We start from the raw sequence: 16,085 nt of genomic DNA, 5'->3' as shown, positions 1-16,085 counted from the left end.
GCCCCGGACCCGAGCCGGAGCCGCCGCCCGCGTCAGCGGAACGTGTCGCAGCGCGCCACGTCGCCCGAGTCGTAGCCGGTGTGGAACCACTGCTGGCGCTGCGCGGCCGAGCCGTGCGTCCACGACTCCGGGGTGACCTTGCCCTGGAACTTCTCCTGGATCCGGTCGTCGCCCACGGCCGCCGCCGCGTCCAGCCCGTCCTGGATGTCCTCGTCGGTGAGGCTGGTCAGCAGCGGGCGTCCCGTCCGCTCGGACGGCGTGGTCGTCGCGTGCCGGGCCCAGACGCCCGCGTAGCAGTCCGCCTGGAGCTCCACCTTCACCGCGTTGCTGTCCGGGCCCTGCTTGCCGTCGTGCGCCCGCGCCAGCGTCCCCTTCAGGTTCTGCACATGGTGCCCGTACTCGTGCGCCACCACATACGCCTGCGCGAACGGCCCGCCGCTCGCCCCGAACTTCGTCTTCAGCTCCTCGAAGAAGCCGAGGTCCAGATACGCCATCTTGTCCGCCGGGCAGTAGAACGGCCCGACCGCCGAGGTGGCCGCGCCGCACGCGGTGTTCACCCGGCCGGTGAAGAACTTCGTGTCCGCGTCCGTGTAGCGCTCACCGGTCCGCGCGTACTCCGCCCGCCAGTACGTCTGGACGCTGTTGACCACCGCGAGGATCCGGCAGTCCTCCCGCTCGTTGGCGTCCTTGCCGGTCTTGCAGTTCTCCTCGACCCCACTGGGGCCGGTGGCACCGGACGAGGGGGAAGAGTCACCGCCCGACGACAGCCCGAGCTTCTCCGGACTGACCCCGAAGTAGAGGCCGACGAGCAGCACGATGATCCCCACGATGCCGCCCCCGACGGCGGTCGCCCCGCCGGGGATCCCGCCGCCGCGCTCGTCCTGGACCTCCGACGTGTCCAGCTCGGCGTCGTCATCGAACCGCATGTGCCACCACTCTCCGCTCCCCGACGGCCACAGCGGTCCGTCGGCGCGCGCAGAATACCGGCGCACGCGCCGCCGCCCCGTATACCGCCCGCGCACCCGGCGCCTCCGTACCGCCCGGGTAAAGCGGTTGCGGCGCCCGGTAGACTGCCCCCCATGGCATTTCTCCTTGTGCATTAGCCGGCGTCGAAGAATCCCTCCGCCCGCCCTCTTCCGCCGTCCATACCGCCCTGGAGTCTTTCCGTGATCACCGCAACCGGCGTCGAGCTGCGCGCCGGAGCCCGCGTCCTCATCGAGTCCGCCTCGTTCCGTATCGCCCGTGGCGACCGCATCGGTCTGGTCGGCCGCAACGGAGCCGGCAAGACCACCCTCACCAAGTGCCTCGCCGGCGAGGGCCAGCCGGCCGGCGGCACCATCACCCGCTCCGGCGAGGTCGGCTATCTGCCGCAGGACCCGCGCACCGGCGACCTCGACGTCCTCGCCCGCGACCGCATCCTCTCCGCCCGCGACCTGGACTCCGTCCTGCGCAAGATGCGCGAGAACGAGGACCGGATGGCGAACGGACAGGGCGCCACCCGCGAGAAGGCGATGAAGAAGTACGAGCGCCTGGAGACGGAGTTCCTCACCAAGGGCGGATACGCCGCCGAGGCCGAGGCCGCCACCATCGCCGCCGCGCTCGGCCTGCCCGACCGGGTGCTCGGACAGCCCCTGCACACCCTCTCCGGCGGTCAGCGCCGCCGGGTCGAGCTGGCCCGCATCCTCTTCTCCGACGCCGACACCCTGCTCCTCGACGAGCCCACCAACCACCTCGACGCGGACTCGATCGTCTGGCTGCGCGACTACCTCAAGACGTACCGCGGCGGCTTCATCGTGATCTCCCACGATGTCGACCTGGTCGAGACCGTCGTCAACAAGGTCTTCTACCTCGACGCCAACCGCTCCCAGATCGACGTCTACAACATGGGCTGGAAGCTCTACCAGCAGCAGCGCGAGTCCGACGAGAAGCGCCGCAAGCGCGAGCGCGCCAACGCCGAGAAGAAGGCCGCGTCGCTCAACTCCCAGGCCGACAAGATGCGCGCCAAGGCCACCAAGACCGTCGCCGCGCAGAACATGGCCCGCCGCGCCGAGCGGCTGCTCTCCGGACTGGAGCAGGTACGCCAGTCCGACAAGGTCGCCAAGCTGCGCTTCCCCGAGCCCGCCCCCTGCGGCCGGACCCCCCTCACGGCCGAGGGCCTCTCCAAGTCGTACGGCTCGCTGGAGATCTTCACCGATGTCGACCTCGCCATCGACAAGGGCTCCCGCGTCGTCATCCTCGGCCTCAACGGCGCCGGCAAGACCACCCTCCTGCGGCTGCTCGCCGGCGTGGAGAAGCCGGACACCGGCCAGGTGACCCCCGGCCACGGACTCAAGCTCGGCTACTACGCCCAGGAGCACGAGACCCTCGACCCGGAGCGCTCCGTCCTGGAGAACATGCGCTCCTCGGCCCCCGACCTCGATCTCGTCGACGTACGGAAGACCCTCGGCTCCTTCCTCTTCTCCGGCGACGACGTCGACAAGCCGGCCGGGGTGCTCTCCGGCGGCGAGAAGACCCGGCTGGCGCTGGCCACCCTGGTCGTCTCCTCCGCCAATGTGCTCCTGCTCGACGAGCCCACCAACAACCTCGACCCGGCCAGCCGCGAGGAGATCCTCGGCGCGCTGCGCACGTACAAGGGCGCGGTCATCCTCGTCACGCACGACGAGGGCGCCGTCCACGCGCTGGAGCCGGAGCGGATCATCCTGCTGCCGGACGGGGTCGAGGACCTGTGGGGCGCGGACTACGCGGATCTCGTCGCCCTCGCCTGACCCACGGCGATCACGCCCGATCCACGCAGATCCCTGCCTGAGCCGCGCCTGATCCACCCCGTATGGATCATTCGGCTCAGCAGTGATCCTTCATCTGAGTGAGTACGTCTCGTACCACCGGTGTGGTGCCCGACCGATCGGGCGGGTCGCCCCATCATCGGGCCTTTTCCTCCCCGTACCCCGGCTGACCTGGCCCTTCGTCCGACGCGCCGGACGGATGTGTCTCTCGTCACGTCTGGAATGCGCGGCTCCGCTCGTGTTCGAACGCGGTAGCCGGCGCAAGCTCTCCGTACTGACCTTGCCGAATGGGTGGCCAGGACGGCCGCGAGGGGTGATCATGAGAAGTCCAGAGCGCACTTCCCATGAGGAGGCACGGGTGGCCGAGACTCTGAAGAAGGGCAGCCGGGTAACCGGCGCCGCGCGCGACAAGCTCGCGGCAGACCTGAAGAAGAAGTACGACAGCGGTGCGAGCATCCGGGCACTGGCCGAGGAAACCGGCCGCTCCTACGGATTCGTCCACCGCATGCTCAGCGAGTCCGGGGTCACGCTGCGAGGACGCGGCGGGGCTACGCGAGGCAAGAAGGCCGCGGCGGCCTGACAGCCGCACGCGGTTCTCTCTCCTCCGGAGGCCACCGGTTCGGGTGACCACCCGGTCGATCCGTCGATCGCCCAGGTGGTTACTGTGCAGTCACTTAGCATCCTGAGGCCGACTGCCCGAACCGGAGGCACCCCATGACGCTCGAACCAGTGCTCGACAAGGACGGCGTACGGCTCACCGTCGAGGACGCGGTTGCCACGGTGACACTGACCAACCCGGCGAAGCGCAACGCCCAGTCTCCCGCTCTGTGGCGGGCGTTGACGCAAGCCGGCCGGTCACTGCCGGGCAGCGTGCGGGTCGTGGTGCTGCGCGCGGAAGGAAAATCCTTCTCCGCGGGGCTCGACCGGCGGGCGTTCACCCCCGAGGGATTCGACGGGGAGCCCTCCTTCCAGGACCTCGCACAGGGGTCCGACGAAGACCTCGACGCGACCATCTCCGCCTACCAGGACGGCTTCATCTGGCTGCGGAGCCCCGACCTGGTGTCGATCGCGGCGGTCCAGGGGCACGCCATCGGGGCCGGCTTCCAGCTGGCCCTCGCCTGCGACCTCCGGATCGTCGCGTCCGACGTCCAGTTCGCCATGCGCGAGACCAGCCTCGGCCTCGTCCCCGACCTCACCGGCACCCACCCCCTCGTGGGGCTCGTCGGCTACGCCCGCGCGCTGGAGATCTGCGCGACGGGCCGCTACGTCCAGGCCGACGAGGCCGAACGCACGGGCCTCGCCAACCTCGCCGTACCGCCGGCCGACCTCGACGCGGCCGTACGCGACCTGACCACAGCGCTCCTGGCGGCGCCGCGCGACGCCCTCATCGAAACGAAGGCGCTCCTCCAGGGCGCGACGTCCCGAACGCTCGCGGAGCAGCGGGCGGCGGAACGGGCGGCGCAGGGGAGGCGTCTGCGAGACCTTTTGCCTCCCGGCTAGGCCGGTGCGTCTGTGCTGGGCCGGTTGTCCCGGTGCCGGGGGCCGGGGCGGGGTCGCCTCCCGGCTAGGGGGCCGTGGGGCTTTGGCGGTACGGGGTGCGGCCGGCACGTCTGGTGCCGGGGGCCGGGGCACTCCGGAGGCGCATCCCCGGATGCATGCTGTGCTTTCCCGGGGGACACCCCCGGACCCCCGAACGCCGCGTGCGGCATATCGGCCGACTGCATGCGCGTTCAGCGGCACAAATCACGCTCTACATCCGGGGACGTCACCTCCTGCGACCCCGGCCCCCTCCGCCCGGTGGACGGCAGCACCCGGCCGGGTGATGGTGGCCGTATGCGCGTGTCCGACGGTCCGTGTCGGCGTTGGCCGGGAATGACTACTTTCCGCGGTGTACGCCGCGCGGCCGTCGCCGCCCTCTTTCTGTCGGCCCTGAGCATCTCCCTGACGCCCTCGGCCGTCGCCGATGTCATCGAGCCCCCGCTTCCCGTGGAGTACTTCCCCAGCCAGGTGAAGGAGGCTTGTGCCATCTGGAAGGAGCTGGACTGGCCCAAGGCGGCTCGTCCCACCGACTACGCGGTCGTGAACACCTCCCTCGTCATCCGCGGCAGCAACGTCTACGGCAATCGCAGTGGCGACCTCCCCCGCGCCGACGAGTACCGGGAGTACGACGTCAACCCGCGCCCGCGTGGCCAGCGACGCGACGCCGAACGCCTCGTCCGCGACCCGGCCACCCACGCGGTCTGGTACACGTACGACCACTACGACAACTTCCAGGAGATCTCCGAGGGCTGCTCCTGACCGTCCACCCCGGCCCCCGGCACGGGCACAACCGGGCCCAGCCCAAACCGACGCCCAGTCCACGGCCCCTTGGCCGGGAGGCGGAGGGCGGCGTCGACCCGGCCGGGGCGACGCGGAGGGGGCCGAGCGTCGCGCCCGGTACCGTCACGGCCGCCCGCAGCGCGGCCGTCGCCGCGGACTCCGCCAGCCACGCGCCGTCCGCCGCGTCGCCCAGGGGGAGCAGCCGGCCCAGGGCGAGCCGACGCCGTACGAGAGCGGTCCAGCCGTCGGTGTCGTCAGGGGTCGTCATTCCTCCACCCTGCCGTATCCACGGCGCGGGATGGGGCAAGCGCACCTAATGTGGGCAGCGGAGTCCCCCACCGCCCCGGAAAGGGATGAATGGCGATGACCGACACCGCAGCCCGTAACCAGTCCGCGCCCCCCGGCGGAGCCAGCCCCGTCACCAAGCGCGGTGGCGGCGACCCGGCCACGCGTGGCCGTACCACCATCGCGGACGGCGTGGTGGAGAAGATCGCCGGCCTCGCGGCCCGCGATGTGCTCGGCGTACACGCCATGGGCAGCGGGATCTCCCGTACCTTCGGCGCGGTACGCGACCGTGTCCCCGGCGGCGGCAGCGGCAAGTCCGTGAGCCGGGGCGTCAAGGCCGAGGTCGGCGAGGTGCAGACGGCGCTCGATCTGGAGATCGTGGTCGACTACGGCGTCTCGATCACCGAAGTCGCCGCCGCCGTACGGGAGAACGTCGTCGCGTCGGTCGAGCGCATGACGGGCCTCGAAGTGGTGGAGGTCAACATCGCGGTCAGTGACGTCAAGCTGCCCGACGAGGATGATGACGACGAGCCGGATTCCCGGCTTCAGTAACGGCCTTGCGTGACCGTGCCGTTCAGCCGAAGAGGAGCACAGCATGAGTATGGCGGTGGTCGGCCTGTTGGCCGGGATGGCGCTCGGTTTCGCCGGATACTTCGGTGGCTTCGGAGCCTTTGTGCTGGTGGCCGCGCTGGGCGTGGTCGGGTTCGTGGTGGGCAGGTTCGTGGACGGCGATCTGGAGCCGGGCGATCTCTTCCGTACGCGCGACCGCGACGACCGGCGGCGGTGACGGCGGATGGCCGGTGACGGGGTGCCGGCGGCCGACCGGGGGGCGACGACGATCGCCGACCGGGTCGTCGCGAAGATCGCCGCGCGCGCCGCGCGGGAGGCGCTCGACGGGGTGCCGGAGGGCGGCCGTCCGCCGCATGCGACGGTGACGGTGCACCACGGCACCGCCCGCGTACAGGTCGGCGTCGAGCTGGACTATCCGTCGGACATCGGAGCGCAGTGCGGTGCGGTCCGCCGTCAAGTGGTGCACCGGGTGAGGACGTTGGCGGACATGGAAGTGCCCGAGGTGGTCGTACGGGTCGAACGGCTGCACTCCGCGCAGTCGCGGACCGCCGAGCGGGGGAGGCTCCGGTGAGCGGACCCGTGCCCGAGGGGCGGGAGCGCGCGGGCGGCACCGCCGCGCTGGATCCGGCGGAGGCTCCGGAGCGGGAGCCCGTACCGACCCTCGCGGACTACGACGACGGCCCGGCCGCCCGCGCCACCCGCTTCTGGTCCGCCCGCCGGATCCCCGCCACCGTGGTCTCGCTGATCGTGCTGGGCGCCTCGGGGCTGCTGCTGTACGACATCGCCGCCGTCCGGGCGGGACATGAGGCGATGTCCTGGCGCCGCCAGCTCGCCCGCCAGCTGGAGCGGCAGCCGCTCGACCGGACCTGGGTGCTGGCCGCCGCCGCCCTCGCCATGGCCCTCGGGCTGTGGCTGCTGGCCCTCGCCCTCACCCCCGGGCTGCGCCGACTGCTGCCGATGCGCCGGGAGTTCACGCATGTCCGGGCCGGACTCGACCGGGAGGCGGCCGAACTCGCGCTGCGCGACCGGGCGATGGAGGTCTCCGGGGTGCGCTCCGCGCGGGTGCGGATGCGGCGGTCGAGGGTGCGGGTCCGGGTCCAGTCCCACTTCCGTCCGCTGGACGACGTACGGGCCGATCTGGAGCGGGCGCTCGGTGACGGCGTCCGTGGCCTCGGCCTCGACAGACGGCCCGCGCTGACGGTGCGTGTCCGCAGGCCCGCCAGGAAGGGATGACACGATGCTCCGGCTGGTCAACCGGCTACTGCTGGCCCTCGTCGGCCTGATCCTGCTCTGCGCGGGCGGGGTGGTGCTGGCGCAGGGACTGGGCTGGGCGGTGCCCTCCTGGTGGCCGTACGGCGGCCCGCACGACGCGCTGCTGACCCGCGCGAACCGCGAGCGCTGGCGCGGCGACGGCTGGTGGTGGCCGGTGGTCATCGCCGTCCTCGCGGTCGTGGTCGTCCTCGCCCTGTGGTGGCTGCTGGCGCAGTTCCGGCGCGCCCGGTCGGCGGAGGTGCTGATCGACAGCGGCGACGGCGAGGCCGCCGTACTGCGCGGCCGGGCGCTGGAGAACGCTCTGGCGGACGACGCGGAGTCCATGGACGGGGTGGCGCGCGCCGACGTACGGCTGACCGGCCGCCGCACCGGCCCCGGCGCCCGCGTACGGCTGCTGCTGGAACCGCACGCGGTGCCGGGCGGTGTCCTGCACCGCCTCACCGACGAGACCCTGGCGCGGGCCCGCGACTCGGCGGGCCTCGCGTCCCTCCCGGCGGAGGTACGGCTGCGGGCGGCGCGGCACCGGGCGGAACGCGTCAGCTGACGGCGGCCGGGCCGGACAAGGGCACAGCGGCCGTACGCGGTCAGAAGCCCCGGCGGGTGCCGCCGTCCACCGGGATCATCAGACCCGTCAGATACGAGGCCGCCGGGGAGAGCAGGAACGCGGCCGTCGCGCCGAACTCCTCCGGGGTGCCGTACCGCCGCAGCGGGATCCGGGCCTCGTTCGCCTCCCGGGCCGCCACCGGGTCGCCCGACAGCGCGTCCAGCTCCCGCACCCGGTCGGTGTCGATCCGGGACGGCAGCAGACCGACCACCCGGATACCGCGCGGGCCGACCTCGTCGGCCAGGGACTTCGCGAAGCCGGCCAGCCCGGGGCGCAGCCCGTTGGAGATGGTCAGGCCCCCGATGGGTTCGTGTACGGAGCCGGAGAGGACGAAGCCGACGACCCCGCCCTCGCCCAGCTCGGCCACCGCCGCGCGGGCCAGCCGTACCGCGCCCAGGAACACCGACTCGAACGCCGACTGCCACTGCTCGTCGGTGTTCGACTCGGCCGTGCCGGGCGCCGGCCCGCCGACGCTGATCAGGATGCCGTCGAGGCGGCCGAAGTGCTCGCGGGCCGCGGCGACCAGCCGGCCGGCGGCGGCCGGGTCGGCGTTGTCGGCGCTCACCCCGTGGGCGCCGGGGCCGAGTTCCGCCACGGCCTTGGCGACGCTCTCCTCGTGGCGGCCGGAGACGACGACCTTCGCGCCGTCCGCGACGAGCGCCTGAGCCGTCGCCCGGCCCAGCCCCCGCGAGGCGCCGGTGACGATGTACACACGGTCCTTCAGTCCAAGATCCATGGGGCTATCCTGCCGTGCCGTCGCCGGCCAGGGCATGGCCCGCCAGCGTGAGGGCGGTCACGACCAGCCCGATATGGCTGAACGCCTGCGGGTAGTTGCCGAGTTGGCGCCGGGCCACCGGGTCGTACTCCTCGGAGAGCAGCCCCACGTCGTTACGGAGCGCCAGCAGCCGGTGGAACAGCTCGGCCGCCTCGGCCGGCCGCCCCGTCGCGTACAGGGCGTCCGCGAGCCAGAACGAGCACACCAGAAACGTTCCCTCACGGCCCGGCAGCCCGTCCACCCCGTACGCCGAGGCCGTGCTGTAGCGGCGGACGAACCCCTCGTGGCCCAGCTCCGCCCGTACCGCGTCGACCGTGCCGACCACCCGGGGATCGTCCGGCGGCAGAAAGCCGACCCGGGGGATCAGCAGCGTCGCCGCGTCCAGCTCGGTGGAGCCGTACGACTGGGTGAAGGTGTTGCGCACCGGGTCGTACGCCTTCTCGCACACCTCCTGGTGGACGGCGTCCCGCATCGCACGCCACCGCCCCACGTCGCCGCTGAGCGACGGATCGGCCTCCAGCGTCCGTACGGCCCGGTCGGCGGCCACCCACACCATCACCTTGGAGTGCGTGAAGTGCCGGCGCGGCCCCCGGATCTCCCACAGCCCCTCGTCCGGCTCGCGCCACTTCGACTCCAGGAAGCCCAGCAGACTGAGCTGGATGTTCCACGCGTGCGGCTTGGGCGCGAGCCCGGCCGTCCGCGCGAGGTCGAGGGTGTCCATGACCTCGCCGTACACATCCAGCTGGAGCTGCTTGACCGCGTCGTTGCCGGTACGCACCGGGGCGGAGCGCGCGTAACCGGCCAGCCACGGCAGCTCGGTCTCCGGCAGCCGCCGCTCGCCACCGAGCCCGTACATGATCTGAAGATCGGCCGGATCCCCGGCGACCGCGCGCAGCAGCCAGTCCCGCCAGGCCGCCGCCTCGGTCAGATAGCCGGCGGAGACCAGCGCCCCCAGCGCCAAGGTGGAGTCGCGCAGCCAGCAGTAGCGGTAGTCCCAGTTCCGCACCCCGCCCAGCTCCTCGGGCAGAGAGGTGGTGGGCGCGGCGACGATCCCGCCCGTCGGACCGTACGTGAGCGCCTTGAGGGTGATGAGCGAGCGCATCACGGCCTCGCGGTGCGGCCCCTGGTAACGGCAGCGCGCCGACCACTTGTGCCAGTCCTTCAGGCTCCGCGCCAGGGACTTGTACGGATCGACGCGCGGCGGGCGGGGTTCGTGCGAGGGATGCCAGGTGAGGACGAAGGCGACCTTCTCGCCCGCCTCGACGGTGAACGACGAACAGGTGCTGTAGTGCTGCCCCCACGTCTTGACCTTGGGCTCGCTGCGCAGCCAGACGGAGTCGGGCCCGGCGACCGCCACCCGGTGCCCCTGCGAGCGCCGCATCCACGGCACGACGGAGCCGAAGTCGAAGCGCAGCCGAAGGGTGGCGCTCATCTCGACCCGGCCGCTGACGCCCTCGACGATCCGCATGATCTCGGGGGCGGCATCGCGCTGCGGCATGAAGTCGGTGACCTTGACGGTGCCGGTCCGGGTCTCCCACACGGACTCCAGCACGAGCGAGTCACCCGCGTAGCCGCGCCGGGTGCAGTCGCCCGCGCCGGTGGGGGCGAGGCGCCAGTGGCCGTTGTCGTCGGTGCCGAGCAGCGCGGCGAAGCAGGCGGGCGAGTCGAAGCGAGGAAGGCACAGCCAGTCGATGGAGCCGTTCCTGCCGACCAGGGCGGAGGTCTGGAGGTCGCCGATGAGCGCGTAGTCCTCGATGCGTTGGGTCACGCCCATGGCTGTTCCCTCGGCGCGGCGCCGCTAAGCAGGGCATCGGCGCGTCGGGTGACGCTGTCGCGTCAGGCGCGCGGTCGTGCCGGGCGTTGTTGTGCCGGGCTCCCGCGCGTCAGGCTCCGGCGGGGACGGGCTCCGGCTCGGACCGCGCCGCCGCCTCGTCGTCGGCCTTCTTCTTCGCGGCGGCGATCCGGTCGCGCCGCTCGTTGCGTACGAGGATCAGCCAGCCCACGGGCACGGCGGCGACGAACAGCCACCACTGGACCGCGTACGCCATGTGCGGCCCGATCTCGCTGTGGTCGGGGGTCGGGACGGCCTGGGGGCTGCCGCCGGAGGGGACGGGCGAGGTCAGCTCGATATAGCCGCCGAGGACCGTACGGCCCACCAGCTCCTGCTGCTGCTCGCTGTTGATCAGCATCACCTGGCGCGGCGGCAGATCCCGCAGATCCTTGATACCGCTGGCCGCCGCCGTCTCGTCGGCCTTGAGCCGGCCGGTGATGGTCACCTCGCCCTTGGGCGTGGCGGGAATGCGGGGGAAGGCGTACTGGTCGTCGCCCGCCGGGATCCAGCCGCGGTTGACGATGACCGCGCGGCCGTCCTTGAGGATCAGCGGGATGAGGACGTGGTAGCCGATCCGGTCGTCGCTGGAGGTCCTGCGCCGGACGACCACCTCGTGCGCCGGGTCGAACCGGCCGGTGGCCGTGACCGTACGCCAGTAGTCGGCGCGCGGGACGGTGTGTCCCGGGGAGGTCAGCTCGGTGACCGGGACGGGCTTCGCATCGAGGTTGTCCGCGATCAGCGCGTTCTGGGCGACCTTGTGCTCATGGCGGTGGAACTGCCAGAAGCCCAGCTCGATCATCGTGGGAATGAGGGCGAGGCCGAGGAGGGTGAGGATCACCCACTGCCGGGACAACAGGAAGCGGTACACGCCTCCGACGGTACTCGGGGGGCGTCGGAGGCACGGACGGGGGGTGGACATTTCGCGTGACCCTGCTGCGGCGCGGGAGCGTGTGCCCGCCTCACACCCGGTCTACGATGCCCACCCGTCCGTCCGCGCGGGCGCAGTGCCCGCCGCAGTACCAGTGGCCATCGGCCTCGACGCCCTGTCCGATGATCTGGACCCGGCAGTGTTCACAGATGGGCGCCATACGGTGGATGGCGCAGGAGAACGAGTCGAAGACGTGCCGCGCGCCGTCCTGCGTCTCCACGTAGAACGCCAGCTCGTAGTCATTGCCGCATACCTCGCAACGTGCCATGCGCTGGATGGTCGGTGGCGCGGACGGTGCTGGCAAGGCTCCCCGGGGCGGGTCGCGGACGGGGCACCCGAGCGGCGGTATCCGCCGCCCGCGTACCGCCGGAGCCGCCCCGATGTGCCGTCAGGGGGACGTGTCGGCCGGTGCCACGTCCCGCAGCAGCTGGGTGAAGGCCGCCTCGTCGATCACCGGTGTGCCGAACGACGCGGCCTTGACCGTCTTGGACGTGGACGAGTCCGGGTCGTTGGTCACCAGCAGGCTGGTCAGCCGCGAGATGCTCGTCGCGACATGCAGCCCCGCCTCCACGGCCCGGTCCTCCAGCAGTTCGCGGTCGACGGAGGTGTCACCCGAGAACGCCACCCGCATCCCCTGTGTCAGCCGCCCGCCCACGACATACCGCCCGGGGTTCGGATACGGGCACGCGGGCCGCTTGCGCGAGGGCCGCCAGCTCGACTGCCGGTACGACGCCTGATAGCCGACCCGGGGCGTCGCGGGCCCGTCGGACCACTCGGTGAGCGGCCGGCACTCCAGCAGCGGCAGCCGTACGCCGTCCCGGGCCGCCGCGTGCAGACTCGGCCGGAACGACTCGGCCAGCACCCGCGCGTCGTCCAGCGCGTGGTGCGCGCGCTGCTGTACGACACCGAAGTGCGCGGCGAGCGTCTCCAGCTTGTGGTTGGGCAGCGGCAGCCCCAACTCCTTGGAGAGCGCGATGGTGCACAGCCGCTGCCGGGTGGGCGCGGTCCGCTCCGCCCGTGCGTACTCCCGGGAGATCATCGACCAGTCGAAGATCGCGTTGTGCGCCACGAGCACCCGGCCGTCGAGCCGTTCGGCCAGCGCACCGGCGATCTCGGGGAAGAGCGGGGCATCGGCCAGCACATCGGTCGTCAGCCCGTGGATCCACACCGGCCCGGGATCGCGCTCCGGATTGACCAGGGTGTACCAGTGGTCCTCGACATTGCCCCGGGCGTCCAGGCGGTAGACGGCAGCCGACACTATCCGGTCGTCGCGGGCGAGGCCGGTGGTCTCGACGTCGACGACCGCGTACCCCTCGGGATAGGCGGCCGGCCACGTCACTGCTGTCGTCTGGTCGTCAAGCATGGTCACAGAGAATACGGGCCGGGGCTGACAGACCCGTAGTCCGGTCCTCCGCTGCGGCCGGGTTCAGTTGGGGTCGCGGATGATGCGGCCGGGCGGGAAGAGGTCTGCGCCGGTCGCGGGGGTGTCGTTCTCCCACAGTGTGATGGTGAGTTGCTCCAGATCGGCCAGCGGGCTCAGGTCAAGCGGAGATCCCGACTGGCCACAGTCGAAGAACCGCAGAGTGGTAAGGGCCGGCAGATCGCGCAGCGGGTCCAGCCCGTCAGGCACTTCGCAGTTCCACAGCATGAGTGTCTGAAGCTCAGCAAGATGGCTGATATCTCTGAGATCCAGCGGATCCTGGAGGTGGAGGTCCAATACGCGTAGTCCGCTGAGCGATGGCATTCCGGCCAGCTGCCGGATCTGTGTCGATCCGCGCAGCGTAAGTTCTGTGAGATGTGGCCAGCGCTCGATGCCTGCCAAGTCGAGGTAGCGGGCCTGGAGGCCGAGCGAGAGGCTGGTCAGCTGCGGGCCGATCGGCAGTTCGCCGACGCCCTCCATGAGTAAGGGAGAGGCGAGATGGGCGAATTGGAGATCCGGCATCTCGCTCAGAGAGTCCAACTGAATCTCGTGATGCAGCTCAGTCAGACTTAGATGGGTGAGCCCGGGCCTGGCCAGAGCCTTCAGATCCCGTACCCCGAGACAGCGGTTCAGGCTCACGCTGGTGAGGTGAGGGAGCGCCGTGAGAACGGAGAGGTCGGTGAGCACATCGTTGACCACTAGCTGTACCCCGTTCAGCTGTTCCAGGGTAAGCACAGGCGTCAGATCGCGATGGTTGCCGATCACACCCACGTTTTGGGCCTGGGGAACGTGACGTAAGGCCAGCAGCTGTTCCGGGGAGTAGACGGTCAGATAGCACTCCCTCCAGTCCTGGCCGGACAGAATCGCTTTCGCATACGACTCACTGTCAAACGAACCCCACGCCTCGGACACCTCGTCGACCACCCACGGCCGCACGTCCTCCCGGAACCGTGAGATCACGGCGAGGGCGGCATCCCCCTTGATGAGTCCCGCAGTCCGCACCACCGCTGCCGCCGTGCTCTCGTCCAGTCCCTCCGGCCCCGGCAGCAGTTCGATGACCAGCTCCCCGACCTTCGCCAGCTCCTCCGCGTCCTGCCTTCCACGCGGCGGCACCAGCTCCTCCGTCCGCCGCTCCACCTCGCCCCGTACCTCCGGATCCAGCTCCGGTGCGTGTTCCAGGCAGGTCGCCGCCAGCAGTACCAGCCGGTTGCGCAGCCGGGGTGCGCGGTCCGCGCGGCGGAGCAACTGCTTGAGCAGGCGCGCCCGTTCGTCCACGCGGGCGTGGCCGACCGCCATCCGTACCACGTCGTCCCACTGGTCGTCGTGCGCGTTCTTCACCAGTACGCCGAAGTCGCGCGCCTCGACCGCCGCCTTCGCGCCCAGGTAGTCCTGGAAGGTGCGGTGGACGAAGTCGACGGCGCCCGGGACCGGTTCGCGGAGCAGGCCGCTGCGGATCAGCAGGTGCTGGAAGACGTGCTCCGCCGCGCCCGCCACCTGGGGCATCGCGGCCAGCCATGCGCCGACCATCTCCACGGCCTCGTCCCGTGCCGCCTCCACCTGGCCGTTGCGGATCAGCCAGTACGCGAGGCGCTGGAGCAGGGCCGTCTGTTCGTCGCGGGTGAGGGTGACGCCCTCGACTCCCTGGATCTCGCGTTCCGTGTCCCTCCGCACGAGCAGCATTTCCAGTGCCGCGTCGTACAACTCCTTCCGGGCTCGCGGGAGTTGCATCCGGCGGTCCCGGTTCAAGGCGCAGAGCAGCGCGCACATCAGCGGATTTGTTGCCAGCCGGCCCAGGTCCCGGCGTGTGGTCACGGCGTGCATGAGGGAGGTCTCGTACGTGTCGAGCCGCGCGCGTTCGTCGGCCGCCTGGCACTCCAGCCGTGCCGCGTCGTGCCAGTGGCCGACGAACGAGCCGATGGTCTCCCGCTCCATCGGCAGCAGCGAGTGCGCCACGAAGCTCAGCCCGGACAGCCAGTCCACGGGGACGGCGGACGGGCGGGTCGTCACCACGTACCGTGCCCGGGGGAACGCCGCCACCAGGGACTTCAGCCAGGCTTCCGTACGCGCCCGCAGCCTTGTCGGCACCTCGTCCACACCGTCGACCAGGACCAGCGCCCGGCCCTCCGTCAGCAGGGACTCCGCCCAGCCTCCTGCCGGGGTCAGCGGGACGCCCGCCGCCCGCAGGAAGTCCTCCGGCAGCGGGAGAGCCTCCGCCGCGGTGAAGGCGCGCAGCCGCAGGACGAAGGGGACGCACCGGTTCAGGTCCGCCAGTTCGGGCAGGAAGCCGCGTCGGGCCGCGGTCACGGCCAGCCATTGCACCAGTGTGCTCTTGCCGGAACCGGCCGCTCCGCGCAGCAGCAGCCGGTCCGCGCCCGCCAGCGCCTGTTCGGTGGTGAGCGTCGCGGGGCCGACGCGCGGCAGCCCCGGGATCTCCCGCTCGCCGCTCATGGCGAGGCTGATGTAGGCGGTGTCCAGGGGAAGTTCGCGGCTCGATCGGCCCAGCGTCAGCCCGAACAGCTCCAGCCGGCCGTGGGTGGCGGTCACATAGGCCGCGTACCGCGCCTCGAAGTCGAGCGCCACCGCGTCCGCGCGCGGCCCCAGCCTCTCCCGTACGTCCGCCACCAGCTCGCGCGTACGCCCCGCCGCCCGCGTCTGCTCCACCGCCGCCCGCGCCGGGAAGGAGGGATGCGCCGTCAGCTGCTCCACCAGATGCGCGCAGCACAGCCCGAGCAACTCGTCGTACAGTCCCCGCGCCCGCTCACCCAGCCCTGCCGCCGGGGAGCGCAGCTCGTCGCGGAGCCGCGCCGGGTCGAGATCCAGCGCGAACAACCGCTCGGCGCCCAGGTCGCCCGCCGCCGCGAAGGTGTCCCGTACGGAATCGACGGCCGCCAGCCGTTCGTGCTCGGGCAGGGCGGCGTACGAGGCGTACGAGGGGGAGAGGCGCCGCGCCAGCACCTTCGCCAGCCGGTCGGGGCTCGCCGGGCGGGGGAGCGGGCGGAGCGGGTCGGGGACCAGGGCGGCGCCCGGCCTCGGGGAGAGCAGCGACTTCGCGACGGCGCCGCCGACCGCGCCCGCGAGCCGGACCAGCGCCATTTCCATACCCGTCACGGAATTGCCCGCCCTCTGGCCGCCCTGGCCGCCTCACGCACCGTCCGCGGGCACGCACCGTTCACCGTGCACAGGATCGTACGGCGGACGGGTCCGCCGGGAGGCCGGTTTGCGCGGTTGGACGGTTGGCCGCTATGGGGGGACGGGCGTACGGGCGTGGGCCGTACCCCGGCCCTCGGGGGTACGGTCC

At 71.8% G+C, this 16,085-nt stretch carries 16 protein-coding genes; 9 read left to right on the top strand and 7 right to left on the bottom strand.

The annotated features are described in order from the left end of the window. Window positions 1–32: 32 nt before the first annotated feature. Window positions 33–926, bottom strand: a complete 894-nt coding sequence (gene ypfJ, locus DVK44_RS05240; RefSeq protein WP_114658553.1) for a KPN_02809 family neutral zinc metallopeptidase — start codon at window positions 924–926, stop codon at window positions 33–35. A gap of 240 nt (window positions 927–1,166) precedes the next feature. On the opposite strand from ypfJ, the gene DVK44_RS05235 reads away from it, so the two are divergent. From DVK44_RS05235 to amaP, 9 genes are all read left to right on the top strand, one after another. Further along, complete coding sequence (locus tag DVK44_RS05235; protein ID WP_114658552.1) at window positions 1,167–2,765, top strand: ABC-F family ATP-binding cassette domain-containing protein; 1,599 nt, start codon at window positions 1,167–1,169, stop codon at window positions 2,763–2,765. Window positions 2,766–3,141: 376 nt separating this feature from the next. After that, a complete protein-coding gene (locus tag DVK44_RS05230; protein ID WP_007263382.1) occupies window positions 3,142–3,363 on the top strand; it encodes a helix-turn-helix domain-containing protein in 222 nt (73 codons plus the stop codon). Between the two features lie 134 nt (window positions 3,364–3,497). Next, window positions 3,498–4,283, top strand: a complete 786-nt coding sequence (locus tag DVK44_RS05225) for an enoyl-CoA hydratase/isomerase family protein (protein ID WP_114658551.1) — start codon at window positions 3,498–3,500, stop codon at window positions 4,281–4,283. A 372-nt stretch (window positions 4,284–4,655) separates the two neighbouring features. Continuing rightward, window positions 4,656–5,081, top strand: a complete 426-nt coding sequence (locus DVK44_RS05220; protein WP_114658550.1) for a ribonuclease domain-containing protein — start codon at window positions 4,656–4,658, stop codon at window positions 5,079–5,081. Window positions 5,082–5,465: 384 nt separating this feature from the next. Continuing rightward, window positions 5,466–5,939 (top strand): Asp23/Gls24 family envelope stress response protein, encoded by a 474-nt coding sequence (locus DVK44_RS05215; protein WP_114664915.1) that lies wholly within the window; start codon window positions 5,466–5,468, stop codon window positions 5,937–5,939. Between the two features lie 43 nt (window positions 5,940–5,982). Further along, a complete protein-coding gene (locus DVK44_RS05210) occupies window positions 5,983–6,174 on the top strand; it encodes a hypothetical protein (protein ID WP_114658549.1) in 192 nt (63 codons plus the stop codon). A 6-nt stretch (window positions 6,175–6,180) separates the two neighbouring features. Then, window positions 6,181–6,528, top strand: a complete 348-nt coding sequence (locus DVK44_RS05205; protein ID WP_114658548.1) for an Asp23/Gls24 family envelope stress response protein — start codon at window positions 6,181–6,183, stop codon at window positions 6,526–6,528. Then, a complete protein-coding gene (locus tag DVK44_RS05200) occupies window positions 6,525–7,190 on the top strand; it encodes a DUF6286 domain-containing protein (protein ID WP_228446997.1) in 666 nt (221 codons plus the stop codon). The genes DVK44_RS05205 and DVK44_RS05200 overlap by 4 nt, the downstream gene beginning before the upstream one ends. 4 nt (window positions 7,191–7,194) lie before the next feature. Then, window positions 7,195–7,773, top strand: coding sequence for an alkaline shock response membrane anchor protein AmaP (amaP, locus tag DVK44_RS05195; protein WP_114658547.1), 579 nt, complete (start codon window positions 7,195–7,197; stop codon window positions 7,771–7,773). 40 nt (window positions 7,774–7,813) lie between these two features. Here the strand turns inward: amaP and DVK44_RS05190 are convergent, their stop codons facing one another. The 6 genes from DVK44_RS05190 to DVK44_RS05165 form a co-directional block, all read right to left on the bottom strand. Then, entirely contained in the window at window positions 7,814–8,569 is a 756-nt protein-coding gene (locus DVK44_RS05190; protein ID WP_114658546.1) for an SDR family oxidoreductase, read from the bottom strand. A 4-nt stretch (window positions 8,570–8,573) separates the two neighbouring features. After that, window positions 8,574–10,376, bottom strand: coding sequence for a glycoside hydrolase family 15 protein (locus tag DVK44_RS05185; protein WP_114664913.1), 1,803 nt, complete (start codon window positions 10,374–10,376; stop codon window positions 8,574–8,576). Between the two features lie 115 nt (window positions 10,377–10,491). After that, window positions 10,492–11,307 carry an SURF1 family cytochrome oxidase biogenesis protein gene (locus tag DVK44_RS05180; RefSeq protein WP_114658545.1) on the bottom strand — a complete coding sequence of 272 codons (816 nt, stop codon included), beginning with the start codon at window positions 11,305–11,307 and terminating at the stop codon, window positions 10,492–10,494. Window positions 11,308–11,398: 91 nt separating this feature from the next. Further along, window positions 11,399–11,635 carry a hypothetical protein gene (locus tag DVK44_RS05175; RefSeq protein ID WP_114658544.1) on the bottom strand — a complete coding sequence of 79 codons (237 nt, stop codon included), beginning with the start codon at window positions 11,633–11,635 and terminating at the stop codon, window positions 11,399–11,401. A gap of 120 nt (window positions 11,636–11,755) precedes the next feature. Next, complete coding sequence (locus tag DVK44_RS05170; protein ID WP_114658543.1) at window positions 11,756–12,736, bottom strand: DEDDh family exonuclease; 981 nt, start codon at window positions 12,734–12,736, stop codon at window positions 11,756–11,758. A 57-nt stretch (window positions 12,737–12,793) separates the two neighbouring features. Then, entirely contained in the window at window positions 12,794–15,886 is a 3,093-nt protein-coding gene (locus tag DVK44_RS05165; RefSeq protein ID WP_228447567.1) for an NACHT domain-containing protein, read from the bottom strand. Between the last annotated feature and the right edge of the window lie 199 nt (window positions 15,887–16,085).

This window comes from Streptomyces paludis (assembly GCF_003344965.1).
GTDB lineage: Bacteria > Actinomycetota > Actinomycetes > Streptomycetales > Streptomycetaceae > Streptomyces > Streptomyces paludis.
This window is presented reverse-complemented; position numbering and strand designations above follow the sequence as displayed.

Excerpts from the sequence above, each read along its gene's own strand:
- ypfJ (WP_114658553.1), bottom strand. The coding sequence starts at position 926 with ATGCGGTTCGATGACGACGCCGAGCTGGACACGTCGGAGGTCCAGGAC.
- DVK44_RS05225 (WP_114658551.1), top strand. The coding sequence starts at position 3,498 with ATGACGCTCGAACCAGTGCTCGACAAGGACGGCGTACGGCTCACCGTC.
- DVK44_RS05220 (WP_114658550.1), top strand. The coding sequence starts at position 4,656 with ATGACTACTTTCCGCGGTGTACGCCGCGCGGCCGTCGCCGCCCTCTTT.
- DVK44_RS05215 (WP_114664915.1), top strand. The coding sequence starts at position 5,466 with ATGACCGACACCGCAGCCCGTAACCAGTCCGCGCCCCCCGGCGGAGCC.
- DVK44_RS05210 (WP_114658549.1), top strand. The coding sequence starts at position 5,983 with ATGAGTATGGCGGTGGTCGGCCTGTTGGCCGGGATGGCGCTCGGTTTC.
- DVK44_RS05205 (WP_114658548.1), top strand. The coding sequence starts at position 6,181 with ATGGCCGGTGACGGGGTGCCGGCGGCCGACCGGGGGGCGACGACGATC.
- amaP (WP_114658547.1), top strand. The coding sequence starts at position 7,195 with ATGCTCCGGCTGGTCAACCGGCTACTGCTGGCCCTCGTCGGCCTGATC.
- DVK44_RS05190 (WP_114658546.1), bottom strand. The coding sequence starts at position 8,569 with ATGGATCTTGGACTGAAGGACCGTGTGTACATCGTCACCGGCGCCTCG.
- DVK44_RS05175 (WP_114658544.1), bottom strand. The coding sequence starts at position 11,635 with ATGGCACGTTGCGAGGTATGCGGCAATGACTACGAGCTGGCGTTCTAC.
- DVK44_RS05165 (WP_228447567.1), bottom strand. The coding sequence starts at position 15,886 with ATGGAAATGGCGCTGGTCCGGCTCGCGGGCGCGGTCGGCGGCGCCGTC.